A 22,978-nucleotide genomic window follows, 5' to 3' on the forward strand; every position below is an offset into this window, starting at 1 on the left:
CTGCGCGGTCCGCGGGCGGACACCGTCCGGACAGCGCCATGGCCTTTGTCGCTTGTGCTGGTTCGCCCCGGACCGATAGCCTCGGGCCTCTTTCGTGAGACAGGAGGTTGCACCGTGGCAAAGCGTTTCCCACCCAAGACCGCGTTGGCGTTGATCGCCGCCAGCCTGCTGGCTGGACCGGCCCTGCTGCCGGGGCAGGCCGCCGATGCCCCGGCGGCCCAGGCGCAGAAGATCCCCGAGCTGAAGTATGAGCGCTTCACCCTGCCCAACGGCCTGACGGTGGTCGTGCACGAGGATCACAAGGCGCCGGTGGTGGCGGTGAGCGTGTGGTACCACGTGGGCTCCTCCTATGAGCCGAAAGGCAAGACCGGCTTCGCGCACCTGTTCGAGCACCTGATGTTCCAGGGCTCGGAGAACCACAAGGACGAATACTTCAAGCCGTTCGAGCTGGCCGGCGCCACCGACATGAACGGCACCACCTGGCTGGACCGCACGAACTATTTCGAGACGGTGCCCACCACCGCGCTGGACATGGCGTTGTGGATGGAGTCCGACCGCATGGGCCACCTGCTCGGCGCGATCGGCCAGAAGGAGCTGGACGAGCAGCGCGGCGTGGTCCAGAACGAGAAGCGCCAGGGCGAGAACGAACCCTACGGCCGCGTCAGCGAGCTGATCCAGGCCGAAGCCTTCCCGGCCAACCATCCCTACCACCACGACACGATCGGCTCGATGGCCGACTTGAACGCCGCCTCGCTGGCCGACGTCAAGCAGTGGTTCAAGGACTACTACGGCACCGCCAACACGGTGGTGGTTCTGGCCGGCGACATCACGCCGGCGCAGGCGAAGGAGAAGATGCTCAAGTACTTCGGCGACATCGGCGCCGGTCCCGCGGTGCCGCGCCCGCAGGTGTGGGTCACCCCGCGCGACAAGTCCACCCGTGGCGCGATGACCGACAACGTCGCCCAGACGCGCATCTACCGCGAGTGGAACGTGCCCTCGCGCACCGACCTGGAGCTCAACCAGCTGCAGCTCGCCGCGGCGGTGCTCGGTGGCGGCAAGACCTCGCGCCTGTACCAGCGCCTGGTCTACAAGGACAAGCTCGCCGACGACGTCTCGGTCGACATCGAGCAGCACGTGCTGGCCAGCCTGTTCGAGCTGCAGGTCGACGTGAAGAAGGGCGCCGACCCGGCCAAGGTCGAGGCCGCCGTGGCCGACGAGTGGGCGAAGTTCCTCAAGGACGGCCCCACCGCCGACGAGCTGGAGCGCGTCAAGACCGGCATCCGCGCCGCCTTCGTGCGCGGCCTGGAACGGGTCAACACGCAGGCGTCGATCCTGGCCGAGGGCGAGCTGTACCAGAAGGATCCGGCCGCCTACCTGAGGGACTTCGACACGCTGATGGCGGCCACCCCGGCCAGCGTCAAGGCGTCGGCCAACCGGTGGATCGCCAAGGGCGACTACACGGTCACGGTGACCCCGGGCAAGGTCGAACAGACCGACTTCGCCACCTACGGCGGCCGTCCGGCGCAGCCGGGCAAGCCCGAGCCCAAGCTCGCCGCGCAGGGCGATTTCCACACCACGCCCAGCCCGGTGGACCGCAGCAAGGGTGTGCCGGAGGTGACCCAGTTCCCCGGTCTCACCTTCCCGACCCTGCAGCATGGCAAGCTCGCCAACGGCATCGAAGTGACGCTGGCCGAGCGCCACGAGGTCCCGGCGGTGCAGGTGCAGATGCTGTTCGACTCCGGCTACGCCGCCGACCAGGGCCGCAAGCTGGGCACCTCCAGCTTCACCATGGCGATGCTGGAAGAGGGCACGAAGGACCTCGATTCGGTCGAGATCGCCAAGCGCGAGCAGCGCCTGGGCGCGGTGATCGGCAGCGGCTGCGGGCTGGACTCGTGCAACGTCTCGCTCAACGCGTTGAACGACAAGCTCGAACCGTCGCTCACGCTGTTTGCCGACATCGTGCGCAACCCGGCCTTCCGCACCGACGATGTGTCCCGCCTGCGCGGCCAGTGGCTGGCGCGCATCGCGCAGGAGAAGAGCCAGCCGATCGGCATCGCGCTGCGCACACTGCCGCCGCTGCTCTACGGTGAAGGCCATGCCTACGCGATCCCGTTCACCGGTTCGGGCACGGTTTCCTCGATCACGTCACTCGATGCCAGTGACATGCGCCGCTTCATGGGCGACTTCATCCGGCCCGACAATGTCCAGATCCTGGTCGCCGGCGACACCACGCTGGACAAGGTCATCCCGCAGTTGAACGAGGTGTTCGGCGACTGGAAGCCGGGCGCCGGAAAGGTGCCGGCCAAGAACCTCGCCAAGGTGGCCGCGCCCGATGCCGCGCGCGTCTACCTGATCGACCGCCCCGGCGCGCAGCAGAGCCTGATCCTCGCCGGCGGCCTGGCGCCTTCGACCAAGGTCGACAACAACCTGGCGATCGAGACCATGAACGGCGCCTTCGGCGGCACCTTCACCTCGCGCCTGAACATGAACCTGCGCGAGGACAAGCACTGGGCCTACGGCGCCTACAGCTTCATGCCCGATGCGCTGGGCCAGCGCCCGTTCCTGATGTATGCGCCGGTGCAGACCGACAAGACCGCGCCGTCCGCCGAGCAGATCCTGGCCGAGGCACGTGGCGTCGTCGGCAAGCATCCGCTGACCGCGCAGGAGATCGCCAAGATCAAGGAAGGCGACGTGCGCAGCCTGCCCGGCGAGTACCAGACCACCTCCGCGGTGATGGGTGCGCTGGAGGACATCGCCCTGTATGACCGTCCCGACAACTGGGTCCAGACCGAGAAGGCGCGCATCCAGGCGTTGAAGGACCCACAGGTGCAGGCGGCCGCCGACGAGGTGATCCATCCGAAGCATCTGACCTGGGTGATCGTCGGCGACCTGAAGAAGATCGAGGCGCCGGTGCGCGCGTTGAACCTGGGCAAGGTGCAGGTGCTCGATGCGGACGGCAAGCCGGTGAAGTGACGGGCAACACCCGTCCCCACCCGAACCGCCCCTTGCAGGGGAGGGCTTCCAGGCAGCGCTACGCTCGCTCCATTGAGGGGCGTAGCAAAGTGTCAGCTGGTTCCCTCCCCGGCAGGGGAGGGACTGGGTGGGGGTGGGGTTCCTGCACGCACGCAAACCCGCCCCAACCGGCGCATGCCCGCACCCCGCGCGCCACGCTACGATGTTCGTCCAGCTTTCCCTCCGGAGCCCCTCCATGCGCAAGACCCCGCTGTTGCTCGTCCCCATCCTGCTCCTCGGCGCCTGCACCTGGGGCATCACCCTCAACGATGCAGGCAAGCAGGTGCGCACGGCCTGGAACGGCGACGTGTCGCAGTGCCGCGACCTGGGCAAGGTCACCGTGTCGGTGATGGAGCGCGTCGGCCCGGTCGACCGCAACGACATCAAGGTGCGCGACGAGCTGGAAGTGATGGCCCGCAACGAAGCGGCCAAGATGGGCGCCGACACGGTCAAGCCGCTGGGCGAGCCCGTGGATGGCGAGCAGGCATGGGGCGCCTACCAGTGCGGCAGCGCGCGCCCATCGTCGACCACCCGCCCGGCTGCCCAGCCGGCACCGGCCGCCAGCGGCGGCGTGCAGACCTATCCGATCAGCGGCGGCTGAGCCCGCGTCCCTCCCGCCTGTTCGCCTCGGTGACGAGCCGGGGCGCTTCGCTGCGTCTGCGCTTCGCAGCCACGCGCTGACGCGCGTGCGTCGCCCCTCCGTGCGCCCGCGTATGCGTGTGCGATAGCCAGCGCGCGCCATTCGGGCGAAAATGGCCGTCTTTTCCTCGCGGCGCGGCTGCCCTGAGCCGCGCTTCCCCGCACGCCTTTGCACGAGAGGTCACGCAGACGATGTCCGAAGCTCCGAAGATTCTCTACACGCTGACCGACGAAGCGCCGTTCCTGGCCACCCAGTCGCTGCTCCCGATCGTGAAGGCCTTTGCGCGTACCGCGGGCATCGACGTGGAGACGCGCGACATCTCGCTGGCCGGGCGGATCCTCTCGCAGTTCCCGGAGCATCTGAAGGAAGACCAGCGCATCGCCGACGACCTGGCCGAGCTCGGCCAGCTCGCCACCACGCCGGATGCCAACATCATCAAGCTGCCCAACATCAGCGCCTCGGTGCCGCAGCTCAAGAGCGCGATCAAGGAACTGCAGGCCCAGGGCTACGCGCTGCCGGATTACCCCGACGAGGTCCACGGCGACGTCGAGCAGTACAACATCAAGGCGCGCTACGACAAGGTCAAAGGCAGCGCGGTCAACCCGGTGCTGCGCGAGGGCAACTCCGACCGCCGCGCACCGGCCTCGGTGAAAAACTACGCGCGCAAGCATCCGCACAAGATGGGCAAGTGGAGCGCCGATTCGAAGACCCGCGTGGCGCACATGGACGCCGGCGACTTCTATGGTTCCGAGCAGTCCGCCACGATGGACAAGGCCGGCAGCCTGAAGATCGAGCTGGTCGGCAACGACGGCAGCACCACCGTGCTGAAGGAAAAGGTCGCCGTGCAGGCCGGCGAAGTGGTCGACGCGGCCGTGATGAGCCGCGCCGCGCTGGCGCGCTTCGTCGACACGGCGATCGCCGAGGCCAAGGCCGCCGGGACGCTGTTCTCGCTGCACCTGAAGGCGACCATGATGAAGGTCTCCGACCCGATCATGTTCGGCGTGGTGGTGCGCGAGTTCTACAAGGACGTGCTCGCCAGGCACGCGGCCGAACTGAAGCAGATCGGCTTCGACGCCAACAACGGCATCGGCGATCTCTACGCGCGCCTCTCGCAGTTGCCGCAGGACAAGCAGGCGGCGATCAAGGCCGACATCGAGGCCGAATACGCCAAGCGCCCGGGCCTGGCGATGGTCAATTCCGACAAGGGCATCACCAACCTGCACGTGCCCTCCGACGTCATCGTGGACGCGTCGATGCCGGCGATGATCCGCGACTCCGGCAAGATGTGGAACGCGAAGGGCGAGCTGCAGGACACGCTCGCGCTGATCCCGGACCGCAGCTACGCCGGCATCTACCAGGCGGTGGTCGAGGACTGCAAGGCACACGGCGCGTTCGATCCGGCGACCATGGGTTCGGTGCCCAACGTCGGCCTGATGGCGCAGAAGGCCGAGGAATACGGTTCGCACGACAAGACCTTCGAGATCGCCGCCGACGGCACCGTGCGCGTGAGCGACCAGGACGGCCGCAGCGTGTTCGAGCACAAGGTCCAGGCGGGCGACATCTGGCGCATGTGCCAGACCAAGGACGCGCCGATCCAGGACTGGGTCAAGCTCGCCGTCACCCGCGCGCGCCTTTCCGGCACCCCGGCGGTGTTCTGGCTGGATCCCGAGCGCGCGCACGATGCGCAGCTGATCGCCAAGGTCGAGCGTTACCTCAAGGACCACGACACCAGCGGCCTGGACATCCGCATCCTGTCGCCTGACCAGGCGATGCGCTTCTCGCTGGAGCGCATCCGCAAGGGCCAGGACACCATCTCGGTGACCGGCAACGTGCTGCGCGACTACCTCACCGACCTGTTCCCGATCATGGAGCTGGGCACCAGCGCCAAGATGCTCTCGATCGTGCCGCTGATGGCCGGCGGCGGCCTGTTCGAGACCGGTGCGGGCGGCTCGGCCCCCAAGCACGTGCAGCAGTTCGTCCAGGAGGATTACCTGCGCTGGGATTCGCTCGGCGAGTTCCTCGCCCTGGCCGCCTCCTTCGAGCACCTGGCCGAGCGCTACGGCAACCAGCGCGCGGGTGTGCTGGCCAAGGCGCTGGACGAGGCCAACGGCAGGATCCTGGACAACAACAAGTCGCCCGCGCGCAAGGTCGGTGAGCTGGACAACCGCGGCAGCCACTTCTACCTGGCGCTGTACTGGGCGCAGGCGCTGGCTTCCCAGGACGAGGACGCCAGGCTCAAGGCGACCTTCGCGCCGCTGGCCAAGGCGCTGGCCGACAACGAGTCGACCATCGTGGCCGAGTTGAACGGGGCCCAGGGCAAGCCGGTGGACATCGGTGGCTACTACCACCCTGACCTGGCGCGCACCGCCGCGGCGATGCGGCCGAGCAAGACCTTCAACGACGCACTGGCGACGCTGCAGGGCTGAACAGGAAGGGCGCCATCGGCGCCCTTTCCTTTTGCCGGGCGGAACGCTCGCGCCGCCCGCTCCCACCGGGGCGACGTCCGCGCGTACGCGCGGACGGTACCGCCACCACGAGGCTCCGATGCGCATCTTCCTGTTGCTGTTCCTCGCGTTGGTCGCCGTTGCCGTCCGGAGCGAGCAGGCAGCGCCGGCGACGCCCGCCTCAGTCACCACGCTGGCGCCGGTGATGGTGAGCGGCCAGCAGCCCGGGCCCGGGCTGTGGAAGGTGACCTCGCCCGACGGCCACGTGCTGTGGGTGCTCGGTACGCTCGATCCGCTGCCGCGCCACATGCAGTGGCAGTCACACGAAGTGCTCGATCGACTCATGCACTCGCAGGAGCTGCTGCTGGAGCCGGGCATCGGACTCAAGGCAAAGCTGGGCTTCTTCGGCAAGCTGGCGCTGCTGCCCCGGCTGATCGGCGTCCGCAACAACCCCGACCATGCCCTGCTCAAGGACAGCGTGCCGCCGGCGGACTACGCGCGCTGGCTGGTGCTCAAGGCGCGCTTCATCGGCCGCGACCGCAAGGTGGAGAAGTGGCGGCCGCTGTTCGCCGGATTCGAGCTGTACGAATCGGCCATCAAGGACGCCGGCATGGACCGCAAGGGCGTGGTGCCCCTGCTGGTCGAGGCGGCGAAGCATGAGGACATCAAGCGCACGCCCACCCACTATGTGATCCGCGTGGACGATCCCAGAGCGCTGGTGAAGGAGTTCAAGCGCGAGCGGCTCGACGACGTGGCGTGTTTCGAAGCCATGCTCGACCGCGTGCAGACCGACGTCGCGCGCATGGGCGCGCGCGCCAACGCGTGGGCCACCGGGGACCTGCTGACATTGCGCCAGCTCGCCAATGGCGTGGGCGACATGCCCTGCCGCGACGCGGTCAGTGGCGCGGACTTCGCACGCAAGCTCGGCCTGGCCGACGTCGAGGCGAAGGTGCGCCAGGCGTGGCTGACGCAGGCGCGCCGTGCGTTGGCTGCCAACCAGACCACCTTCGCGCTGCTGCCGATCGGCGAGGCGCTGCAGCCGGACGGCTACCTGCAGGTGCTGGCAACCGACGGCAACGCCATCGAACCCGCGGACGGCGCAGACGACGCGCCGTAACGACCGGCGCGCGGTCAGCCTGGCTCGGCGCTCGCGCGGTCCAGCGCCGCGATTTCCTCCGGCGCCAGGGCCAGATCCACCGCCCCCAGCAGCTCGTGCAACTGCGCCACGCTGGTCGCGCTGGCGATCGGCGCGGTCAGGCCGGGGCGGGCGATCAGCCAGGCCAGCGCGACCTGCGCGGGCGTCGCCTGGTGGGCGGCGGACACGCGGTCGAGCGCATCGAGGACGCCCAGCCCGCGCGCATCCAGGTACTTGCGCACGCCGGCGCCGCGCGCACGGCTCTTGGCCAGGTCCGCCTCGCTGCGGTATTTGCCGGAAAGGAAGCCGCTGGCCAGCGCGTAGTAGCTGATCACGCCGACCTGCTCGCGCCGGATGAGCGGTTCCAGTTCGCGTTCGTAGGCGGCCCGGCGCAGCAGGTTGTATTCCGGCTGCAGCGATTCGTAGCGCGGCAGCCCGTGTTCGACCGACAGCCGCAGGGCCTCCGCGAAGCGGTCGGCCGAATAGTTCGACGCGCCGATCGCGCGGACCTTGCCCTGCTCGATCAGCCGTCCGAACGCGCCCAGCGTTTCGGCCAGCGGGACTGAAGCGTCGTCCTCGTGGGCCTGGTAGAGGTCGATGCAATCGACCTGCAGGCGCTCGAGGGAGCCCTCCACCGCCTGCCGGATGTTGACCGGCGACAGGCCGGGGTGTTCGGCCCACTTGGCCACCTTGGTGGCGATCACCACCCGGTCGCGCTTGCCACTGGCCTTGAGCCAGCGGCCGATGATGGTTTCCGACTCGCCGCCGCGGTTGCCCGGCACCCACGCCGGATAGACGTCCGCCGTGTCGACCAGGTTGAAGCCGGCGTCGACGAAGGCATCCAGCAGATCGAAGGCGCGTTTCTCGTCGACGCTCCATCCGAACACGTTGGCGCCGAAGGCGAGCGGGGCGATGGCGAGCGGCGAGCGGCCGAGCGGGCGCAGGTGCATGGGGTTCCTCCGGAGATGGGCATCCGTCGAAACATGGACGCGCTTGCGGCGGAATCAACGGCAGGAGCGAGCCGGTACGCGACCGCAGGCCTCATGACCGCCGACGCGGCGGGCCCCTGCCGTCCCGGACAGGGCTGCCGTCCGGGCGGGCTGCTAGCTGATCAGCGCCGCACGCAGCACGTCGCGCCAGCGCAGCATCGGCGGCACCGGTTTCACGGCCGCCACGGCATGACGGCCGCGGGCCGCCGGGGCATCCTCGCGCCAGTGGAGCTGGGTAGGCAGGGCGTGGCCATGCAGGTAAAGCAACTGCTTCCAGAACGGTTTCACGGGAACCTCCGGTGGGGGTATTGCCTTGGGGTGTGCTCAAGGTACGCCGCGTCGGTAGCGCCCAAAAGCGATATATTCGCAAGCCAGCCTTGAGCGGATTTCAAGGCGTTGCCGCCTGGAGCCGACCGCGTGAGCCATGTTCCGCTGGGTCTGTTGCAACAGTTCGTGCGTGTCGCGCGCGTCGGCAACCTGTCGCGCGCGGCGGTCCAGGCCAACCTCACCGTCAGCGCGCTGAGCCACCAGATCCGCCAGCTCGAGGATCGCCTCGGCCGCCGCCTGTTCGAGCGCGGCCCCCGCGGCGTCACGCTCACCACGGAAGGGTGCGGCCTGCTCGAGGCGGTCGGCGAGCATTTCGACGGCATCGACCACGCACTCGCGCGCTACCGCGAGCGGCGGCACGATTCGCTCACCCTGAGCGCGAGCTCCGGGATCATGTCCAGCTGGCTGGTGCCGCGGCTGCCCGGGCTGGTGGCGGCGCATCCGGAGCTGGAGCTCAACCTGCAGACCGCCACCACGCTGGTGGATTTCGAGCGCGAGCCGGTCGATGCCGCCCTGCGCTACGGCCGTGGCCAGTGGCCGGGACTGGCCAGCGAACGGCTGTTCGGCGAGTGGCTGGCGCCTGTGGCCACGCCCGAATTGATCGCGCGCATGGGCGATGCCGATCCGGGCCAGCTCGGCGCCTGGCCGTTGCTGGGCGACCCGGGCGACCGCTGGAACGAATGGTTCGCGGAGGCCGGCGGCACGCCGCCCAGGCGTTACGTGGCGCACTTCGACAGCACCGACGCGCTGCGCCACGCGGCGCTGGAAGGGCTGGGCGTGGCGCTGGGACGGATGGTCAGCTCGCGCTCGCTGATCGAGGCCGGCCGCCTGGTCGTGCTGGGCCAGCGCTACCTGCCGATCCAGGAGGCCTACTGGCTGGTCTACCCGCCGCGCTCGGAGGAACACCAGGGCCTGCAGGTCTTCCGCCAGTGGTTGCTGGCCGAGGCCGAGGCCTATTGCGCGCAGATGCCGCAATTGCACGAGGACCAGGCGTCGCCTGCCTGAGCTGCACCGCCGGGCGGTTTCCCGGCCTTCGCGCGCGCGGCATGATGGGCGCTTCCCCCTACTGGAAAGCCGCCCCATGAAATCCCGTGCCGCCGTTGCCTGGGAAGCAGGCAAGCCGTTGTCGATCGAGGACGTGGACGTCGCCGGGCCGAAGGCCGGCGAGGTGCTGGTGCGCATCGTCGCCACCGGCGTGTGCCACACCGACGCCTTCACCCTGTCCGGCGCCGATCCGGAAGGCCTGTTCCCGGCGATCCTCGGCCACGAGGGCGGCGGCATCGTCGAGGAGGTGGGCGAGGGCGTGACCACGCTTGCCGTCGGCGACCACGTCATCCCGCTGTACACGCCCGAGTGCGGCACCTGCGAATACTGCCGCTCGGGCAAGACCAACCTGTGCCAGCGCATCCGCGCCACCCAGGGGCAGGGGTTGATGCCCGACGGCACGTCGCGGTTCTCCAAGGACGGCCGGATGATCCATCACTACATGGGCACCAGCACCTTCAGCGAGTACACGGTGCTGCCGGAGATCGCGGTCGCGAAGATCAACCCGGCCGCGCCGCTGGAGAAGGTCTGCCTGCTCGGTTGCGGCATCACCACCGGCATCGGCGCGGTGCTCAACACGGCCAAGGTGGAGCCGGGCGCCAGCGTGGCCGTGTTCGGCCTGGGCGGCATCGGGCTGTCGGTGGTACAGGGTGCGGTGATGGCGAGGGCCGGGCGCATCGTCGTGGTGGACACCAATCCGTCCAAGTTCGAGATGGCGCGCCTGCTCGGCGCGACCGACTGCGTCAACCCGAGGGACTATCCGGACACGCCCATCCAGCAGGTGATCGTCGAGCTCACCGGCGGCGGCGTGGATTATTCGTTCGAATGCATCGGCAACGTCGATGTGATGCGCTCGGCGCTGGAGTGCTGCCACAAGGGCTGGGGCGAATCGGTGATCATCGGCGTGGCCGGCGCGGGCCAGGAGATCCGCACGCGGCCGTTCCAGTTGGTGACCGGGCGCGTGTGGCGCGGCTCGGCGTTTGGCGGAGTCAAGGGCCGCTCGCAGTTGCCGGGCTACGTCGACCGCTACCTGGCGGGCGAGATCCGGATCGACGAGATGGTCAGCCAGGAGCTGCCGCTGGAGCGCATCAACGAGGCGTTCGACGCGATGCACGAGGGCCGCGTGATCCGGTCGGTGATCCGCTACTGAGCCGTCGACCCTTTCCCCGCTCGCGGAAGGCAGGCGAACGGCTGGAGTGCCCGCCTTGTCCGGAGGAGGGCTTCGGGCACGCGGCGCGGTGATCGTCCTTCCCCCGTTCACGGGGGGTGCCCGAAGGGCGGATGGGGGGAGGCCTTGCGGAAGGCTCTCCCGCTTATCCCGCCCAAAGGCGCCCTCATCCGCCTGTCGGCACCTTCCCCCGCGTTGGCCGGGGAGGGCCCGGACGGGCGCGCTCCGCTAGAATGCGCCCGCCTCCCCGGCGCTCCCCCCAAAGGATCCCCATGCAACGCACCGCCATCCTCGTCGACGGCGCTTTCTTCCTTGCCCGTTACCGCAAGGTCTGGGGCGAGCGCGACGCCAACGACGCGCGTACCGTGGCCAAGACCGTGTTCGGCATGGCGCTGGAGCACCTCAAGGCGCTGGACCGGCCGCGCGAGCAGCTCTACCGGATCTTCTTCTACGACTGCCCGCCGCTGGACAAGGTGCTGGTGCGACCGCTCAGCGGCGAGGCCGTGGACTTCTCGCGCACCGGTGCGGCTGCCTTCCGCCGCGAGCTGCACGACCAGCTGCGCCGCCAGCGCAAGATGGCCCTGCGGCTCGGCCGACTGGCCGAGCGCGGCGAATGGAAACTCCGCTACAACGCTTACCAGCAGCTGCGCGAAGGCACCCTGGCGTGGGAGGATCTTGGCGACGAGCATTTCGAGCCGGACATGCGCCAGACCCAGGTGGACATGAAGATCGGCATCGACATCGCGGCGTTGACCTACAAGAAACTGGTCGACCAGATCATCCTGGTTGCCGGCGATGCGGACTTCATCCCGGCGGCGAAGCTCGCCCGCTACGAGGGCATCGACTTCATCCTCGATCCGATGTGGCAGGGTATAGCCCCGGACCTGCACGAGCACATCGACGGATTGCAGTCGGTCTGCCCGCGCCCCTTCTGATTCAACCGTTCCGTGCGTGGCCGTAAGGAGACACCATGAAGACCCTGCTGCTTTCCGCTTTCTGCACCGCCTGTCTGCTGGCCCTGCCGGCCATCGCGCAGGACCAGCCCGCCGACGCGCTGGTGCCGCCGACCAGCGCCAGCGACTACACCTCCACGCAGCTTGACCAGGTCATCGGTGGCGACTGGCGCCCGGCCGAGCAGCGCGCGCGTGACGCGTACCGCCATCCGAAGGAAACGCTCGGCTTCTTCGAGCTGCGCCCCGACCAGACGGTGATCGAAATCACCCCGGGCGGCGGTTGGTACGCGCAGATCCTGGCGCCGCTGCTGCGCGACAACGGCCACTACATCGCCGCCGAGAAGCAGCCGTCCGCCGACGACGAAGCGCGTAGTGACGACAGCGCGTTGCGCAAGCTCTTCGCCGCACACCCGGCGCAGTTCGGCCACGCCGCCATCGTGACCTTCGATCCAAAGGCGCCGGTGCTCGGCGCGCCGGGCTCGGCCGACCGCGTGCTGACCTTCCGCAACGTGCACAACTGGGCGATGGACGGCACGGCCCAGGCGATGTTCAAGGCCTTCTACGCCGTGCTCAAGCCCGGTGGCGTGCTCGGCGTGGTCGACCACCGCGCCGACGCCGGCGCTTCGCTGGACGAGGTCAAGGGCAGCGGTTACCTGCCGGTGGATTACGTCGTCAAGCTCGCCACCGACGCCGGCTTCGTGCTGGACGCCCGCAGCGAGGTCAATGCCAACCCGAAGGACGACCACGACCATCCCAAGGGCGTCTGGACGCTGCCACCGACGCTGGCGCTGGGCGACCAGGACAAGGCCAGGTACCAGGCAATCGGCGAGTCCGACCGCATGACGCTGCGCTTCGTGAAACCCGAAGCGCCCGCGCATGCGGCCTCCGCGCCGTGACGGATGCTGCTCGCGCTCAACAAGCCCTATGGCGTGCTGTGCCAGTTCTCCGGTGACGGCAGCCGGCCGACGCTGGCTGGCTACGTCCAGCAGAAGGACGTCTATCCGGCCGGACGGCTGGACCACGACAGCGAAGGCCTGTTGCTGCTGACCGACGACGGCCGCCTCGCGCACCGCCTGACCGATCCGCGCCACAAGCAACCGAAGACCTACCTGGTGCAGGTCGACGGAGCCATCACCGACGAGGCGCTCGCCGCGCTGCGCCGGGGCGTCACGCTCAACGATGGCCCCACTTTGCCGGCCGGTGCCGGGCACGCCGCCGAGCCGGACTGGCTGTGGCCGCGCGACCCGCCGGTACGCTTCCGCAAGGCCATTCCCACCAGCTGGCTCACGGTCACCCTGCGCGAGGGGCGCAACCGGCAGGTCCGAAGGATGACGGCGGCGGTCGGCTTTCCCACCCTGCGGCTGATCCGCGTGCGCATCGGCGACTGGGCCCTGGATGGCCTGCCGCCGGGCGAAACCCGCCGCCTCTTGTAGGAGCCCACCTGTGGGCGATCCGCTGCTCGCCGGCTGTCAGAAAAAAACACCGCCCACCCGTGGGCTTTTGCAAAGGTCGCGGTCGGGGAACCATGCGCGCATGACCACCTTCAAAGACCACTTCTCCGGCCACGCTACGCTCTACCGCGACGCCCGCCCGCTGCCGCCCGCCGACTGGTTCGAGTGGCTCGCCGGGCAGGCGCCGGATACCGCGCTGGCGTGGGATGCCGGCTGCGGCAACGGCCAGGCGAGCCTCGGGCTGGCCGCGCACTTCGAGCGCGTGGTGGCGACCGACCCGAGCGCCACCCAGATCGCCCAGGCCCGTGCCCACCGGGCCATCGACTACCGCGTGGAGCCGGCCGAACACAGCAGCCTGGCGGCGGGCAGCGTGAGCCTGGTCAGCGTGTCGCAGGCCCTGCACTGGTTCGACCTGGAAGCCTTCCACGAGGAAGTGCGCCGGGTGGCCAGGCCGGGGGCCCTGCTGGCAGTTTCCGGTTACGGCAACTGCAGCGTCGACCGGGCGGTGGATGCGGTCGAGTGGGAGCTCTACGCCAACACGCTCGGTGGCCACTGGCCGCCTGAACGCGCGCTGGTGGACGAGGGCTATCGCAGGCTGCCGTCTCCGTTCGAGCCGGTGGCCACGCCCAGTTTTGCCATGCAGGCGCACTGGAATCTCACCCAGTTCCTCGCCTACCTGCGCTCCTGGTCGGCCACGCAGCGGTATCTGGAGCGCGTGGGCGTCGACCCGGTGGAAGTGGCGGCACCCGCGCTCGCGCAGGCCTGGGGCGAGTCCGACAGGGTACGTACCGTGCGCTGGCCGTTCTTCACTCGCGTAAGCCGCCTCTGACGAGGTTTCGTTCCCCCAGGGAATGGGGTTGGGTTGGCTCCCTCTCCCCTGCGGGGAGAGGGCTGGGTGGGGGGCCGGGGCTCGCGGGAATGCTCCCGCATGGTGGGCTTTGTTGGTCCCGCTCTTGCGTGGTCTCCCGCGGCAGGCGAGCCAGGTCGCGGAGCGGCCACGCACGAACGGGCCGCTCCCGCACGTATTCCCGCAAGCTTCGATGCGCCAGGGGAAGAGGAAAGAGACGAAGAGCACCTGCAGCTCGCCTCCTTTCCCTGCGCCAGGAGCGAAGCGCTCCCTACAGCCCGAAGAACGCCATGGCTGCCGCCGTGCTGTTCGCCGCCGTCACCTCGACCGGCTCGCCGCGATCGCGCGCCACCTCCTCGCAGATGTGCCTGAGGTACATCGGCTCGTTGCGCCGGTGGCTCGGCTGCGGGCGCACGGTGCGCGGCAGCAGGTAGGGCGCGTCGGTTTCCAGCATCAGCCGGTCGGCGGGAATCTCGCGCACGAACGCGCGCAGGTGGGTGCCGCGCCGCTCGTCGCAGATCCAGCCGGTGATGCCGATGTGGCAGTCCAGCGCCAGGTAGTCGTGCAGCGCCTCGCGGGTGTCCGTGAAGCAGTGCACGACGGCCGCCGGCACGCGGTCGCGGTAGCGCTTGAGCAGGCCCAGGAAATCCGCATGGGCGTCGCGCTGGTGCAGGAACAGCGGCTTGCCCAGCTCCGCGGCGATCGCGAGCTGCTGCTCGAACACGCGCAGCTGCACGTCGCGCGGCGAGTAGTTGCGGTGGTAGTCCAGTCCCGTCTCGCCGACCGCGCGCACCTCGGGCAGGCCGGCCAGCTCGCGCAGGCGGGTGTCAGTGCCCTCGTCGTAGTCGATCGCGTGGTGCGGATGCACGCCCGCGGTCGCCCACAGCACGCCAGGATGCGCCTGCGCCAATGCCAACGCCTGCTCGCTGCCCTCGCGCGAGGCGCCGGTCACCATCATCCGCGCGACACCCTGCGCCGCGGCTCGCGCGAGCACGTCGGCGAAGTCGTGGCGGAAGGATTCGTGCGTGAGGTTGGCGCCGATGTCGATCAGCTGCATGGCTTGCCCGCAAAAGCGCGCATTGTTGCAGAGCGGGCCGGATTGGCAAGGCGCGCAGCCGTCCAGCCCGCTGTCACATCGGGGCGACAAACGACCACCTAGCTTGCAAGCCGACGACGGCAGGGAAGCAGTGGGGGCGTTCGTGATGCAGTCACGCGACAGCCGGCAGGACGTGTCCACAGCGACCGACGTCGACGGAAGCGGAGTTGCAGGACTCCGTGCAGTACTGCCCGCCGTGCAAGGCGGCGGGTGCTCAAGACCGGGGAATCACTTCATGTCAAAACGTATGCGGATCGGGGCGCTGCTCGGCGCTTCCATGGCCTTCGCCTTCTCCATGGCGGCGCACGCCGCCAGCACCACCGGCGGACTCGGCGGCACCCACTACAACGTCAGCTCGCTGAAGACCAACGGCCAGTACGACCGCTTCATCGTGACCTGGCGGCCAGGCAGCGCCGAGCGGGCCAACCCCTCGCTCATGCAGCAGAGCATGGGCGCCGCGCTCTCCCGTGCCGGCCTGGTGCGTGCCACGTTCAGCGCGCAGGGCATGATGCAGGCGCCGGTGCAGGCCAGCTATGGGCGGCGGCTGGCGATCGGCGCCGACGTGCTGCGCACCTCGCGCAAGCTCGACCGCAATGAAGCGGCGGCGTTGATGGCGCAGATCGCCAGCGACCCGGCCGTGCTGCACGTGGCGCCGGACGTGCTGCGGCACCCGGTGGCCGACATTGCCGCGCCCGCGTCGCTGCGCCCGAGCGCGTTCCGGCCGACCGATACGCAATACGCCAGCTACCAGTGGGACCTCAAGGCGGCCAGCGGCCGCGCCACCGCCTCCGGCCACCGCAACTACGGCGGCTCGCACGTCAATGCCGCATGGAGCCTCGCCGACGGCAAGGGCATCGTGATCGCCGTGCTGGATACCGGCATCACCACGCACGTGGACGTCAATACCAAACTGGCCGGCGCCGGCTACGATTTCATCACCGACGCGTTCCTTTCCGGCCGCAAGACCGACGGCCGCGTCCCCGGCGGCTGGGACCCGGGCGACTGGACCACCGGCAAGCCGTGGCAATCGATGTGCACGGACGAATTCAACCCGCCGCAGCCCAGCTCCTGGCACGGCACCCATGTCGCCAGCACGGTCGGCGCCGAGCGCACCAACAACGGCGTGGGGCTGGCGGGCATCGCCTATCGCGCGCAGGTGCTGCCGATCCGCGTGCTCGGCCACTGCGGCGGCTACGACAGCGACATCAGCGACGCGATCATCTGGGCCGCCGGCGGCCATGTCGACGGCGTGCCCGACAACACCCATCCGGCGCAGGTGATCAACCTCAGCCTTGGCGGCTACGGCCAGTGCACCGCGGACGACCCGATTGGCCAGGCGATCGCCCTGGCCAACAGGCGCGGCGCGGTGGTGGTCGTCGCGGCCGGCAACGACAACGACAACGCGAAGAATTTCTCGCCTGCCAGCTGCCCGGGCACCATCACGGTCGCCGCCACCGGCATCACCAGCCGGCGTGCCTACTACTCGAACTACGGGCGCACGGTCGACCTGGCCGCGCCGGGCGGCGGCATCTACGCCGGTGACCGCAGCAGCGGCGAGCAGGTTTCGGACGGCTTCGTCTGGCAGGCGATCAACAGCGGCACCACCAGGCCGGTCGCGGACGACTCCAACTACGCCGGCTATGCCGGTACCTCGCAGGCGACCCCGCACGTCAGCGGCACCGTCGCGCTGATGCAGGCCGCCCGGCTGGCCCGCGGCCTCAAGCTGCTGTCGCCCGCCGCGGTGCTGGACATCCTCACGCGCACCGCTGCCACGCCCAAGGTGGCGCCCGACCATCGCATCGGCGCCGGCATCCTGGACGCCTACGCGGCGGTGAACATGGCCATCGCCAGCGGCGGTTCGACCACCAGCCAGGCGACGTTGCTGGGCAACGGCGTGGCGCTGTCGGACCAGTCCGGGGCCAAGGGCAGCCGCACGGTGTACCGCATCGACGTACCCCAGGGGACCGGCAAGCTGAGCCTGCGCACGGGCGGCGGCAGCGGCGACGTTACCCTCTACGTCAACCCCGGTACCCCCGCCACGGCCGAGGACTACCACTGCCGCTCCGCCCACGCAGGCACCAGCGAGTCGGTGGTGCTCGACCACCCGGCGGCCGGAAGCTGGTTCGTTACCCTGGTCGGGCGCACCGACTACAGCGGTGTCGACCTGGTGGGCAAATACGTCGCCGCACGCTGACCAGGCAGGGCCGGCGCCGCTGGACGCCGGCCTTCCTGGGCGCGACAACCGGCCAGTTCTAACAGAAGGCCGGGGGTAGCGCCCTTGGAAAATTTCGCAATTGACGCTCCCGTCAACCCCGCATAACGTGACGAAGTTGTCATTTTCACGAAATGGCAACACCAACAAGGCCCTGTGCATCGCCCGGGGCTCTCGTCCGTAGGGGGAAAACCATGCTCCACAAGAAGCTCGCCGGCGCGCTGCTCGCCGCGCTCGGCTGCGCCTCGGCGTCGCTGTGCCAGGCCACGCCCGTCCACGTCCATGCCGGCCGTCTCGGCCATCTCGCCCCGGCCACGCTCGCGGCGCGCCTGGGCCTGGGCAAGGGCAGCACCTTCGCCGCCAGCGCCCACGCGCATACCGTCCGCGGCACGATCAAGACGCGCGAGCGCCAGACCTTCCAGGGCGTGCCCGTGTATGGCCGCAGCCTCGTCGTCGAGCGCGACCGCGCCGGCAACGTAGTCAGCGCCGAGGGCGAGGCCGAAGGCAGCCTGGCGACGACGCTGCGCTCGGTGCGCCCGCGGCTGACCGGCGGCCAGGCGCAGGCCCGGCTCAAGGCCCGGCTCGGCCAGCAGCGCGACACGGCCAGCCACGCGCACAGCGAGCTGTTCGTGTACCCGCAGTCCAACGGCAAGTCCCGCCTGGTCTACCGCACCTCCTACATGGTCAACGTCGGCGGCCGGATCTCGCGCCCGACGGCCATCGTCGACGCGAACACCGGGCAGGTGCTCCGCCACTGGGACGGCCTGACCACCGGCCGGCGCCCGCCCGGCGGCACGCCGGTGGCGGTCCAGGCCAACGGCCCGGGCGGCAACGACCTCACCGGCCTGTACTGGTACGACGGTTCGGGTCCCGGCCAGGAACTGCTCGAAGCGACCCGGATCGGCAACGTCTGCTACCTGCAGAACGACAAGGTTGCCACCTACAACCTGGCTGGCGGCCAGCGCACGACGCTTTGGTCGTTCGGTTGCGCGGGCACCAACCCGGCCGGCTGGACGAGCATGGGCGATGAGATGAACGGCGCCTACTCGGCGATCAACGACGCGCACCACTTCGGCGGCGTGGTCTACGACATGTACAGCAACTGGTTCGGCACCCCGCCGCTGCGCAATGGCGACGGCAGCCCGATGCAGCTGCACATGTGGGTCCACTACGGCACCAATTACGAGAACGCGTTCTGGGATGGCGCCGAGATGGTGTTCGGCGACGGCGACCAGTACTTCTACCCGTTCGTCGTGCTGGACGTGACCGGCCACGAGATCAGCCACGGTTTCACCGAACAGCATTCGGGGCTGGAATACACCGGCCAGTCCGGCGGCATGAACGAGGCGTTCTCCGACATGGCCGGCGAAGCGGTGAAGTACTTCGACCGCGGCAGCAACGACTTCATGGTCGGCGCCGACATGGTCAAGCCCGCCACCGTGCCGATGCTCGGCATGGCCGCGCTGCGCGACATGTGCACGCCGAGCAACGACGGCGGCTCGATCGACAACGCCAGCCAGTACAACGACAGCCTCGACGTGCACTACACCAGCGGCGTCTACAACCGCGCGTTCTGCACGCTGGCCAGGACCGCCGGCTGGAACACGCGCATGGCGTTCGAGGTGTTCCACGACGCCAACGCGCTGTACTGGGCGCCGAACGAGACCTTCGATGGCGGCGCCTGCGGCGTCGAGCAGGCGGCCGTCGATCGTGGCTACAGCGTGAGCGACGTGGCCAACGCTTTCAACGTGGTCGGCGTGGCCTGCAACAGCACCCCCGGCGGGGGCGCGGCGCCCCGCCGCGGGGCGCGGGCCCCCGCGCCGGCCCTGCGCCGTTGACCCTTTTCTTGCGGAGATGCCGGCGGCGCGTACGCCGCCAGGCCCCATGCATTGGAGAATCCTGGTGAACAAGATCTACAGCAAAGTGTGGAACCGCGCGCTCGGTGCGCCGGTGGTCGCCTCCGAACTGGCGTCGGCGGCGGGCAAGCGCGGTCGTGTGCTGGGCGCAGGGGCGGTGGCCGTAGCGCTTGCTGCGGTCTGCTCGCTGGCGCCGCAGGGCGTCCATGCGCAGACCGCGCCGGTCAGCTGCACCTACACCACCGATGGCACGACCACCACCGTGCCGGCCACGCCGACAGGCGATGGCTCGTTCACCTGCGGCGCCAACGCGACCGCGACCGGCAACGGCGCCAGCGCGGTCGGCTCCGATGCCAGCGCGACCGCCGACAGTTCCACCGCCGTGGGCGGCGCCTACACCGATACCGACGGCACGGTCTACACCACCGAGGCCAGCGGCTCGGGCGCCACGGCGCTGGGCGCAGGCTCGGGTGCCGACGGCGTGGACAGCACCGCGGTGGGCTCGCTCTCCTACGCCACCGGCCAGGGCTCCTTCGCCGGGGGCACCAATGCCGGTGCCGACGGCTACAACAGCGTGGCGCTGGGCGCGAACGCCGAGGCGACCGACCGTGGCGCCATCGCCATCGGCGGCGGCGATCCGGACCCGGACAACGGCTTCTACGCCACGGTGGCCGAAGGCGAGGGCTCGATCGCGCTCGGTTCGCTGGCCGTATCCAGCGGTCGTGGTGCACTGGCTTCGGGCTACCAGACCGTGGCGCTGGGCGACAACGCCACCGCGCAGGGCAACGGCGCCTGGGCGCAGGGCGCCGGCGCGTCGGCACTGGGCGCAGCCTCGTTCGCGGGCAACGACGGCGCCACCGCGATGGGCCTGAACGCTGTCTCGACGGGCGTCAACAGCACGGCGCTCGGCACCGACGCCAATGCCAGCGGTTCCTACGCCGTGGGCATCGGATCGCAGGAAGGTTCCGATGCGCCCGGCGGTGCGCTGGGCGAGCAGTCGACCGCCATCGGCTTCAACAGCGGTGCGCTCGATGCCGGCGGCGTGGCGCTCGGCGGCTTCAGTGTGGCGCAGGGCTTTCTCTCCACCGCGCTCGGCTATGGCTCGTACAGTGCCGGCGACTACTCGCTGGCGGCAGGCGTGGGGGCCGAGAGCGACGGCCGGTCCAGCGTCGCGCTGGGCGACAGCAGCTACGCGGCCGGCCCGAACGACACCGCGCTGGGTGCCGGTGCCCTGGTGCTGGCCGATGGCAGCACTGCGCTGGGCGCCAATGCAGCCATCGGTCCGAGCGCGACCAACGCGGTGGCGGTTGGCGAAAGCGCCACGGTCGTGGCGCCGTCCGGCACCGCGCTCGGTCAGGGAGCGCTGGTCACCGCCGACGGTGCCGTCGCGTTGGGCCAGGGCTCGGTGGCTGACCAGGCTGACACCGTCTCGGTCGGCAGCGCCACCCAGCAGCGCCGTATCACCAACGTGCAGGCCGGCAGTGCGCCCACCGACGCGGCCAACACCGGACAGGTCGACCAGGCGCTGGCCACGGCCCGCTCCTACACCGACCAGCGGGTTGCCAGCATGAGCACCGACGTCTCCAGCCTGCGGCGCGACATGGATGACCGCTTCCGCGGGGTCAACGATCGCGTGGACGAGGTCGGCGCCATGGGGGCGGCAATGTCGCAGATGGCGTTCAGCACCCAGGGCATCAACAGCCCCAACCGGCTGGGCGTGGGCGTGGGCGGCTACCACAACCAGGGCGCCCTGGCGGTGGGCTATTCGCGCCAGCTGTCCTCGCACGCCAGCCTGACCTTCGGCGCGGCGGTCAGCGGCAGCGAAACCTCCGGCGGCGTGGGCCTGGGCGTGGGCTGGTAAACCCCGGAACGGGTCTGCGGACGGCCGGCGCACATGCAGGCGCCGGCCGTTTCACGTTGTGCTGAACTTGTGCGCGTGATGTTAGTCGGAAGTTCCACGGCATCTCCCGCCGCGCGCTCGCGCCCGGGCCGGGGGATGTGCTACCAATGGCTTTTTCTCGTCGACGCGGGGGGTGTTGACGGGTTGACGTGACTGGCGGGAGACACTGCATGTCGGCAGTTCCAACGCCCGCGGCCACCTGGGCGCTCTCCGTGGACGACCGTGAAGCGGCGGTCTGCGCACTCCTGGTGTCGCGCGGCAACCTCAAGGACAGCGACCTCCATCGCGCGCGCCGCCTCCACGAGGAGGCGCCGGAGGGCACCCTGACCGCGCTGCTGGCGCGGCTGGGGCTGGTGTCCGAGCGCGACCTGGCGGAAGGCTGGTCCGAGCTGCTCGGCGTGCCGTTGCTGGCCGCGCGCGACGCGCCGGAAATGCCGCCGGCCGAACCCGAACTGTCCCTGCGCTTCCTCAAGCAGCAGCATGTGGTGCCGGTGCGCGAGGGCGAGGACGGCCTGGCGCTGGTGGTGGCCGACCCGGCCGATCCGTATCCGCTGCAGGCGGTCGAGCTGGCTGCCGGTCGTCCGGTCGCGCTGCGCGTTGGGCTGCGCTCGGAAATCGACGACCTGATCGAGCGCTATTACGGCACCGGCCGTTCGGCGATGGGCACCATCGTGGAGAACCTCGGCGGCGAGGCCAGCGAGGAGGACGACGTCGAGCACCTGCGCGACCTCGCCTCCGAGGCGCCGGTGATCCGCCTGGTCAACCTGATCCTGCAGCGCGCGGTCGAGCAGCGCGCCTCCGACGTGCATATCGAGCCGTTCGAGAACCGCCTGAAGGTGCGTTACCGCATCGACGGCGTGCTGCACGAGGTCGAGGCGCCGCCGTCCTCGTCGACTGCGGCAGTGATCAGCCGCGTCAAGATCATGGCCAAGCTCAACATCGCCGAGCGCCGGCTGCCGCAGGACGGGCGCATCCAGTTGCGCGTGCAGGGCAAGGAGCTGGACCTGCGCGTATCGACCGTGCCGACCGCGTATGGCGAATCGGTGGTGATGCGTATCCTGGACCGCGAGTCGGTGGTGTTCGACTTCGCCTCGCTGGGCTTCACGCCCGCGTTCGAGAAGCGCTTCGTGGAGGTGCTCGAACGTCCCAACGGCATCCTGCTGGTGACCGGCCCGACCGGCTCGGGCAAGACCACCACGCTGTACACCGCGTTGTCGCGGATCAACACGCCGGACGTGAAGATCATCACGGTCGAAGATCCGGTCGAATACCAGCTCGAAGGCATCAACCAGATCCAGGTCAAGCCGCAGATCGGACTGGACTTCGCCAACGCGCTGCGCTCGATCATGCGCCAGGATCCGGACGTGATCATGATCGGCGAGATGCGCGATCTGGAAACCTGCCGTATCGCGATCCAGTCCGCGCTCACCGGCCACCTGGTGCTCTCCACCCTGCACACCAACTCGGCGGCCGGCGGCGTCACGCGGCTGCTCGACATGGGCGTGGAGGACTACCTGCTCGGTTCCACCGTCAACGCGATCCTGGCGCAGCGCCTGGTGCGGCGGCTCGATCCGGAAACGGCGATCCCCTACGAGGCGTCGCCCGAGGTGATCGCCGAGTTCGAACTGGAGAAGTACACCGACGAGCGCCCGATCCGGCTGTGGAAGCCCGGCAGCAGCGCGGCCAACCCGACCGGCTACCGCGGCCGCCGTGCGATCGTCGAGTTCCTGGTGATGAGCGAGCCGCTGCGCCGGCTGGTGATGCAGCGCGCCGACGCCAGCGAGATCGAGCGGCAGGCGCGCGCCGAAGGCATGCGCACGATGTACGAGGACGGCATCGCCAAGGCGGTGGCCGGCGTCACCACCCTCGAGGAGGTGCTGCGTGTCACGCAGGAAGGCTGATGC

General features: G+C 69.7%; 17 protein-coding genes. 14 read left to right on the plus strand and 3 right to left on the minus strand.

What is annotated here, in order from left to right:
* Positions 1 to 114 precede the first annotated feature (114 nt).
* The 4 genes from ACFWZU_RS04745 to ACFWZU_RS04760 all read left to right on the plus strand — a co-directional run bounded on the left by ACFWZU_RS04745 (position 115) and on the right by ACFWZU_RS04760 (position 7,213).
* On the plus strand, positions 115 to 2,973 hold the full coding sequence (locus ACFWZU_RS04745; protein ID WP_439700269.1) for a M16 family metallopeptidase: 2,859 nt from the start codon (positions 115 to 117) through the stop codon (positions 2,971 to 2,973).
* A 235-nt stretch (positions 2,974 to 3,208) separates the two neighbouring features.
* On the plus strand, positions 3,209 to 3,613 hold the full coding sequence (locus ACFWZU_RS04750) for a DUF4156 domain-containing protein (RefSeq protein ID WP_439700270.1): 405 nt from the start codon (positions 3,209 to 3,211) through the stop codon (positions 3,611 to 3,613).
* 230 nt (positions 3,614 to 3,843) lie between these two features.
* The gene (locus ACFWZU_RS04755; protein WP_439700271.1) at positions 3,844 to 6,078 is read left to right on the plus strand and encodes an NADP-dependent isocitrate dehydrogenase; all 2,235 of its coding nucleotides are present in this window, start codon (positions 3,844 to 3,846) and stop codon (positions 6,076 to 6,078) included.
* 118 nt (positions 6,079 to 6,196) lie between these two features.
* Positions 6,197 to 7,213, plus strand: coding sequence for a TraB/GumN family protein (locus tag ACFWZU_RS04760; protein WP_439700272.1), 1,017 nt, complete (start codon positions 6,197 to 6,199; stop codon positions 7,211 to 7,213).
* Between the two features lie 14 nt (positions 7,214 to 7,227).
* Here the strand turns inward: ACFWZU_RS04760 and ACFWZU_RS04765 are convergent, their stop codons facing one another.
* Positions 7,228 to 8,181 (minus strand): aldo/keto reductase, encoded by a 954-nt coding sequence (locus ACFWZU_RS04765; protein ID WP_439700273.1) that lies wholly within the window; start codon positions 8,179 to 8,181, stop codon positions 7,228 to 7,230.
* Positions 8,182 to 8,334: 153 nt separating this feature from the next.
* Positions 8,335 to 8,508, minus strand: coding sequence for a hypothetical protein (locus ACFWZU_RS04770; protein ID WP_439700274.1), 174 nt, complete (start codon positions 8,506 to 8,508; stop codon positions 8,335 to 8,337).
* A 129-nt stretch (positions 8,509 to 8,637) separates the two neighbouring features.
* On the opposite strand from ACFWZU_RS04770, the gene ACFWZU_RS04775 reads away from it, so the two are divergent.
* From ACFWZU_RS04775 to ACFWZU_RS04800, 6 genes are all read left to right on the plus strand, one after another.
* On the plus strand, positions 8,638 to 9,552 hold the full coding sequence (locus ACFWZU_RS04775; protein ID WP_439700275.1) for a LysR substrate-binding domain-containing protein: 915 nt from the start codon (positions 8,638 to 8,640) through the stop codon (positions 9,550 to 9,552).
* Between the two features lie 76 nt (positions 9,553 to 9,628).
* Positions 9,629 to 10,741: an S-(hydroxymethyl)glutathione dehydrogenase/class III alcohol dehydrogenase gene (locus tag ACFWZU_RS04780; protein WP_439700276.1), complete on the plus strand. Its 1,113-nt coding sequence runs from the start codon at positions 9,629 to 9,631 to the stop codon at positions 10,739 to 10,741.
* Between the two features lie 290 nt (positions 10,742 to 11,031).
* Positions 11,032 to 11,694: an NYN domain-containing protein gene (locus ACFWZU_RS04785; protein WP_439700277.1), complete on the plus strand. Its 663-nt coding sequence runs from the start codon at positions 11,032 to 11,034 to the stop codon at positions 11,692 to 11,694.
* 35 nt (positions 11,695 to 11,729) lie between these two features.
* A complete protein-coding gene (locus tag ACFWZU_RS04790; protein WP_439700278.1) occupies positions 11,730 to 12,608 on the plus strand; it encodes a class I SAM-dependent methyltransferase in 879 nt (292 codons plus the stop codon).
* Between the two features lie 3 nt (positions 12,609 to 12,611).
* Complete coding sequence (locus ACFWZU_RS04795; RefSeq protein WP_439700279.1) at positions 12,612 to 13,145, plus strand: pseudouridine synthase; 534 nt, start codon at positions 12,612 to 12,614, stop codon at positions 13,143 to 13,145.
* 100 nt (positions 13,146 to 13,245) lie between these two features.
* Positions 13,246 to 13,992, plus strand: coding sequence for a class I SAM-dependent methyltransferase (locus ACFWZU_RS04800; protein ID WP_439700280.1), 747 nt, complete (start codon positions 13,246 to 13,248; stop codon positions 13,990 to 13,992).
* Between the two features lie 289 nt (positions 13,993 to 14,281).
* Here the strand turns inward: ACFWZU_RS04800 and ACFWZU_RS04805 are convergent, their stop codons facing one another.
* Entirely contained in the window at positions 14,282 to 15,067 is a 786-nt protein-coding gene (locus tag ACFWZU_RS04805; protein WP_439700281.1) for a TatD family hydrolase, read from the minus strand.
* A gap of 274 nt (positions 15,068 to 15,341) precedes the next feature.
* Between ACFWZU_RS04805 and ACFWZU_RS04810 the strand changes: the two genes are divergently transcribed.
* The 4 genes from ACFWZU_RS04810 to gspE all read left to right on the plus strand — a co-directional run bounded on the left by ACFWZU_RS04810 (position 15,342) and on the right by gspE (position 22,975).
* On the plus strand, positions 15,342 to 17,300 hold the full coding sequence (locus ACFWZU_RS04810) for a S8 family peptidase (protein WP_439700283.1): 1,959 nt from the start codon (positions 15,342 to 15,344) through the stop codon (positions 17,298 to 17,300).
* A 212-nt stretch (positions 17,301 to 17,512) separates the two neighbouring features.
* Positions 17,513 to 19,156 (plus strand): M4 family metallopeptidase, encoded by a 1,644-nt coding sequence (locus ACFWZU_RS04815; protein WP_439700284.1) that lies wholly within the window; start codon positions 17,513 to 17,515, stop codon positions 19,154 to 19,156.
* Between the two features lie 64 nt (positions 19,157 to 19,220).
* Positions 19,221 to 21,035: an ESPR-type extended signal peptide-containing protein gene (locus ACFWZU_RS04820; protein ID WP_439700285.1), complete on the plus strand. Its 1,815-nt coding sequence runs from the start codon at positions 19,221 to 19,223 to the stop codon at positions 21,033 to 21,035.
* Between the two features lie 209 nt (positions 21,036 to 21,244).
* Entirely contained in the window at positions 21,245 to 22,975 is a 1,731-nt protein-coding gene (gspE, locus tag ACFWZU_RS04825; RefSeq protein ID WP_439700287.1) for a type II secretion system ATPase GspE, read from the plus strand.
* The last annotated feature ends 3 nt before the right edge of the window (positions 22,976 to 22,978 follow it).

The organism is Frateuria sp. GZRR33 (assembly GCF_051900425.1).
Lineage (GTDB): Bacteria > Pseudomonadota > Gammaproteobacteria > Xanthomonadales > Rhodanobacteraceae > Frateuria_A.